Source organism: Lewinella sp. (genome assembly GCF_050633125.1).
Taxonomy (GTDB): Bacteria; Bacteroidota; Bacteroidia; order Chitinophagales; family Saprospiraceae; genus Lewinella.
In genome coordinates this window covers 1-5,409 of sequence record NZ_JBOEFX010000116.1, presented here as the reverse complement: position 1 = coordinate 5,409, position 5,409 = coordinate 1, and the positions used below count along the sequence as shown (strand labels likewise).

Sequence of the window (5,409 nt, the reverse complement as noted above, 5' to 3'; positions counted from 1 at the left end):
TTGTCCTGTAGACCCTACCTGTACCGATGTAATAGTCTCTATTACTTTAGACAATTATCCTGAAGAAACCAGTTGGACAATCACCGACGACGGTGGATCAGTAGTAGCTTCCGGAGGTACCTATGGCAACCAAGCTGATGGTTCAACAGTAAACATTACTGTTTGTCTTATAGATGGTTGCTACGACTTCACCATCAATGATACTTATGGAGATGGCATTTGCTGTTCTTACGGCAATGGTTCCTATTCCGTTACAATAGATGGTAACAAAGTGGTTAGTGGTGACTCATTTGGATCCAGTGAAACGACCAATTTCTGTGTAGGTGGCAGCCCTGCTCCTACCTGTACCGACGGTATCCAGAATGGTAGCGAAACCGGTGTTGATTGTGGTGGCCCTGATTGCGCACCATGTAACACAGGAGGATGTACTGACACCAATGTTAATTTCAACAACTTTGAAAGTGGTTGGGGAATATGGAACGACGGAGGCTCCGACTGTGTCCGCACTAACACTTCTGCTTATTCCAATGGATCATACAGCATACGCCTAAGAGACAATACTTCTACGTCAGTCATGACCACCGACAACCTCAACCTTGCTGGTTTTGAAGAGGTGACCATTGACTTTAGCTACTACCCAAGAAGTATGGAAACAGGAGAAGACTTCTGGCTCCAAGCCTCTACTGATGGTGGTTCGAGTTACCAAACCCTAGCGAGCTGGGCTAGCGGCACCGACTTCTCCAACAATGTTCGTGAAAACGAAACCGTTGTAATTACCGGTACATTTACCAGCACAACTCGCTTCCGCTTCCGTTGTGATGCTAGTGGCAACAGTGACTACATCTACATCGATGATGTTGATGTTTCTGGTTGTGCCAATGGTGCCCGGATGAGTGGGGAAGAATTGTTGGCTACTCCAGAAGTAACCAACGACGAGCCTAATTTGTCACAAGTAGCATTGTTCCCGAACCCTGCCAGTAATGTATTGAATGTAGACTTCGTCTTTGACCAGTCCTTCGATGCTCAAGTTCAGGTTTATGTTACAGACATGACTGGCAAGGCACTCCAACAGCTACAATGGACTGCAACAAACGGTAAGCAGCGCCAAACACTGGATGTAAGTCAATTTGCACCCGGTATTTACATGCTTCACCTTATCAGTGGCGAAGAGCGTGTGACACAGAAATTTGTAGTAGCGAAGTAATTCGTTGATCACAATTTCAAGATAAGCTTTAGAGATGCTATGTTAACATCTCAACAAGCTCTTTTTAAAGCCCCCGTCGGAAGATTTCCGGCGGGGGCTTTTTTGTTTGCCCCTACCCTGATTCTCCTTTTCTATTGTCAAAATCAAGACGTTACTACAGCTGTTTATAATTCGCGATTATTCTGTTAACCTTCTGTGATATCCTCCTGAGATATTTGTGCCATCATTTAGTCGCAACATATGCGACATTTCATTTCATATCAAATAAAGAACCGCTATGAAAAAAGGTATTTTTCCTTTCCTGATGGTATTTATGTCTGTAACATTGTTATTCTCCAGCTGCGAGGAGGAAGATCCGATTACAATTGATTCTTCCCAACCAACCGGCACTTTAACTGTTCAGCGTTCAGGGACATTTACACCAGCATCCAACACTCCTACGGGCGGAACAGCCGAACTCGTAACCGATGCAGAAAATGCAAATTTCCTTCGCTTCGGAGATGACTTCACTACCGAACTTGCAACAGGAACAGTCGCCGTTTACTTCTCTACTTCTGCTACTTTCACACCCGATCCAGGCAACGGAAATCCAGACCTGATCTTAATCGGTGCCGTTCAAGCTAATGGAGAGCAATTCTTCAAGCTTGATCAAGCCATAAGTAGCAATTTCACCCATGTAATTCTATGGTGTAATACCGCCAGTATTCCTTTTGGTAACGCACCGCTTCAGTAACTAAATTTGACTTTGTCACAAAAGCATGCCTATGCTATAAAAAGTGGCTAAAGTCCAGCTAAATTTTCGGGTCAACTGGGTGATCCTTCATCCGGTTGGCCTTCCCTTAAAAAATGCTTACAACATGAGGTATCACTACCTTTTCCTAAACCTAATTATCACACTTGCCTTTGGCTTCAGTATTCAGGCCCAAAGCGGATGGACACAAACCAAGCATGGGTTCTATCTACAAGCAAGTGCTGCTACCTTTCATTCAAACAAATACTACAGTACCTCCGGACAACTTTTCGATCAAGGAAGTACCTTTCGCACCCAACATTTGTTGATTTATGGAGCGTATGGCTTAAACGATCGACTGACCGCTACAATCAATTTACCGGTATTGCAACTTAACAGTTTCAATACCACCGAAACAATTGCTGGTATCGGAAGTATTCGACTTGGTGGTAAATACCGAATTTTAAAGAATTTCCCATTAGCCTTTCAAGTAGAATTAGATATTCCTACCAACGATGGCATCAGTCTTGCAAATGCCAAGGAACCCAACGATATTGGCATCATTGAACAAATCAACCTGCCTACTTCCGACGGAGAATTTAATATTTGGTCGACTCTAGCTGTTTCTAAATCTTCTTCTAATGGACAGATATTCGGGAGTGTTTATTCCTCTACCAATTTCCGAACTAAAGGTTACAGCCATCAATGGCAAGCTGGACTAGAGATTGGCTGTCTCCTATTTGATCAATTGTACCTTATCGGCAAAGCGAAAGTTCAGGATGATTTCACGAATACTCCCAAGCGTGTTGGTTCTTTTCTTTACGGAGAAGGAACCTCCTTTACTGAAGCCAGCATTACCGGTATGTATAAGTTGAATAACTCCTGGCACCTGATAGCTTCTTATACTAACAATTCCGGGTTATTGATAAAGCAGCGCAATAGTTATCAGGGAACAACCTTTTCTTTGGGGCTTGCTATTAAACAATAATATCCACGGGAGAGACCTCTTGAATATGCCCTTATTCAAAAAACACCTTATGGCTTGAATACGGATAAAACCAATGCTATGGCTCTCGTATAATCAATCTCTACTATGAAATAACTAATAAAATAGAAATCCCTTACCTTTCATGGTTACTCTTTTTAAAGGAAGCCTTACCTTTCATTTATTCGTTCAAAAAAGCAAGTCATGAAATTTTTCTCCCTTTTACTAGCCTTATTCGTTTTCCAATCCTGCAGTCAAGTCGACACCACCGCTCAAGAAGCAGCTCAGGCAGCCCTAGAGACGGAACTATCAGAAGCTCAGGCTAAAATTGCTAAGCTCACCGCTGCCGCAGAAGAACAACCCGGCCTTATTCATAGCGTCTTTTTTTGGCTCAACGAAGACCTTTCTGATGCTGACCTAGCTGCTTTCCGTGCCGGTGTAGAATCACTCAGAGCAGTGGAAAGTATAGAAAAAATGTACGTTGGCCCTGTAGCGCCTACCGAAGCTCGCGGCGTTGTAGACAATAGCTACAACTTAGCCCTAATCGTTCATTTCTCTGATATAGCCGGACAAGATGCCTACCAAATCGACCCCGTCCACCTAAAATTCGTCGATGAACATAAGGATAAGTGGACCAAGGTGGTCGTGTATGATAATTTGGTGGAGTAAGGTGACCTTCAAGCATATTGTGATCCTGCCCTTATCGTATTAAACTTACCTCCCCTACCCGCTGCTGCCACTGCCCATCGCGATCACGGTAGCGTAGGGTGTATAGGTAGACGCCAGTATTGACCTCCAAACCTTGCCAACCGTTTTCGATACTGTTACTGGTAAAGCGCAGTCCACCCCAGCGGTCAAAGATCCGGATTTCGTAATCGGTGATGGGGCAAGTGGTGTATGGACGAAAAGTATCGTTGTTTCCATCATCATTGGGAGAAAACGCATTGGGGAGATAGACCTCGCAGGTGCATTCTTCAACAGTAATGTTGATCTCATCTGTGACCGTCTCGCAAATATTGGTTAAGATCAATGAATAGGTGCCTGAATTTTGTACATCATACGAGGGAGTACTGGTTCCGTCTTGCCACAGGAAGGTTGCTGGTGGGCCAGTTATTTCTGGAGCTAAAACCAAGGGCTGAGTTTTGCAAATGGTAATATCTTCTCCTAGTTCCAAGCTGGTGGCCTCGTAGTAGTCTAAATTAAATCCGTCTCCCCTGATGCAACCGTCTAGCTCAATCTCTACCCCGTAATCACCTGGGGTTTCTACAACTATACTCGGTGTCGTTGCCCCTGTTGACCATTGAATACTTATGGGAGGTTCAAAATCTGCTTGTAGGCTTAGTACCTCACCAGGACAAAGTGTAGTATCATTTCCAATTTCTATATCAGGTAATGGCACGTATTCCAGCAGAATACTATCACGAAAATAACAATTTCCTTGCGTGGTTTCTAGCCAATATAAACCACCCTGTGTAACTGTAAGAGTTACTTGGTTAGAACCATCTGACCAGGCGTAATTTTCCAATGGAGAACCTGTATTAATCACGAATATCTCACTCGAACATAAGGTCGTATCATTTCCAAGGTCAAATTCACTCAATGTACTTGTGAGGACTTCAACAAAGAACAATTCTTGGCAGTTTTCTCCATCAATCTCTACACTGTATTGTCCAGGTACACTGACGAGATAGCTAGAAGCGGTACTGCCATCTTGCCAGATGTAGCTGCCTTCTACTTCAGATGCGTCTAAAGTGAGCATCTCACCATCACACAGATACAGTTCGTTGGGCCAATCTAATGCTGGAGAATATTCGCTTACCAATATACTATCCACCACCTCACATCCATCAATGGTAACGGTTACGGAATAAAGCCCAGGTTCATACGCAAAAGTTGAATTGACAAGCGTCTGGTCAGACCAAACATAACTTGCCCCCGGCACATAAACACTTAATAAGGGAAAAACGCCAGGACAAACGGTAGTATCTGGCCCCAAGTTGGTGGTTAAAGTTGAAAAAACTTCAACCGCTACTGTTTCCGAAATATGACACTCTCCCCTGCTTAGCTCCACACTATACAGCCCTGTACTCCCAGCGGTATACGTAGGTTCAGTACTGCCATCTTGCCACTGATAAGTGGTGTTAGGTAAGCTAGCATCTAGTACTACTGTTTCTCCGGGACAAATCAATTGGTCAGCCCCAAGAGAAAAACTGGGAAAAGTTGATGTTACCTGGACAGTGTCGCTCATTGTACAATGATCAATACTCGCAGTAAGATGAACATTGGTTGGTCCCGTTATCATTAAGCTTTCATCAGTACTTCCATTTTGCCAATTATAACTAACCGACGGATGAAGAGGAGGTACCATAAAGGTCAAGGTGTCTCCTTGGCATATCGTAGTGTCATTTCCGATATTGAATGCTTCCAAAACACTAGGAGTAATGTTTATTGTATCACTTCTTACGCAGCCATTCAACTCCCATTCTACTG

General features: G+C 43.6%; 5 protein-coding genes. 4 read left to right on the top strand and 1 reads right to left on the bottom strand.

The features are described from left to right. The 4 genes from ACRBG0_RS22970 to ACRBG0_RS22955 all read left to right on the top strand — a co-directional run. Positions 1-1,204, top strand: a 1,204-nt coding sequence (locus ACRBG0_RS22970) for a T9SS type A sorting domain-containing protein (protein ID WP_431489186.1), incomplete at its 5' end; no start/stop codon positions are given. Between the two features lie 277 nt (positions 1,205-1,481). Beyond that, entirely contained in the window at positions 1,482-1,937 is a 456-nt protein-coding gene (locus tag ACRBG0_RS22965) for a DM13 domain-containing protein (protein ID WP_431489185.1), read from the top strand. A gap of 124 nt (positions 1,938-2,061) precedes the next feature. Further along, the gene (locus ACRBG0_RS22960) at positions 2,062-2,922 is read left to right on the top strand and encodes a hypothetical protein (RefSeq protein WP_431489184.1); all 861 of its coding nucleotides are present in this window, start codon (positions 2,062-2,064) and stop codon (positions 2,920-2,922) included. Positions 2,923-3,123: 201 nt separating this feature from the next. Then, positions 3,124-3,588 carry a Dabb family protein gene (locus ACRBG0_RS22955; RefSeq protein ID WP_431489183.1) on the top strand — a complete coding sequence of 155 codons (465 nt, stop codon included), beginning with the start codon at positions 3,124-3,126 and terminating at the stop codon, positions 3,586-3,588. A gap of 31 nt (positions 3,589-3,619) precedes the next feature. Here ACRBG0_RS22955 and ACRBG0_RS22950 read toward each other — a convergent pair. Further along, on the bottom strand, positions 3,620-5,409 hold a 1,790-nt coding region (locus ACRBG0_RS22950; RefSeq protein ID WP_431489182.1), incomplete at its 5' end, for a gliding motility-associated C-terminal domain-containing protein.

Coding starts and splice junctions, on each gene's coding strand:
- ACRBG0_RS22965 (WP_431489185.1), top strand. CDS start 1,482: ATGAAAAAAGGTATTTTTCCTTTCCTGATGGTATTTATGTCTGTAACA.
- ACRBG0_RS22960 (WP_431489184.1), top strand. CDS start 2,062: ATGAGGTATCACTACCTTTTCCTAAACCTAATTATCACACTTGCCTTT.
- ACRBG0_RS22955 (WP_431489183.1), top strand. CDS start 3,124: ATGAAATTTTTCTCCCTTTTACTAGCCTTATTCGTTTTCCAATCCTGC.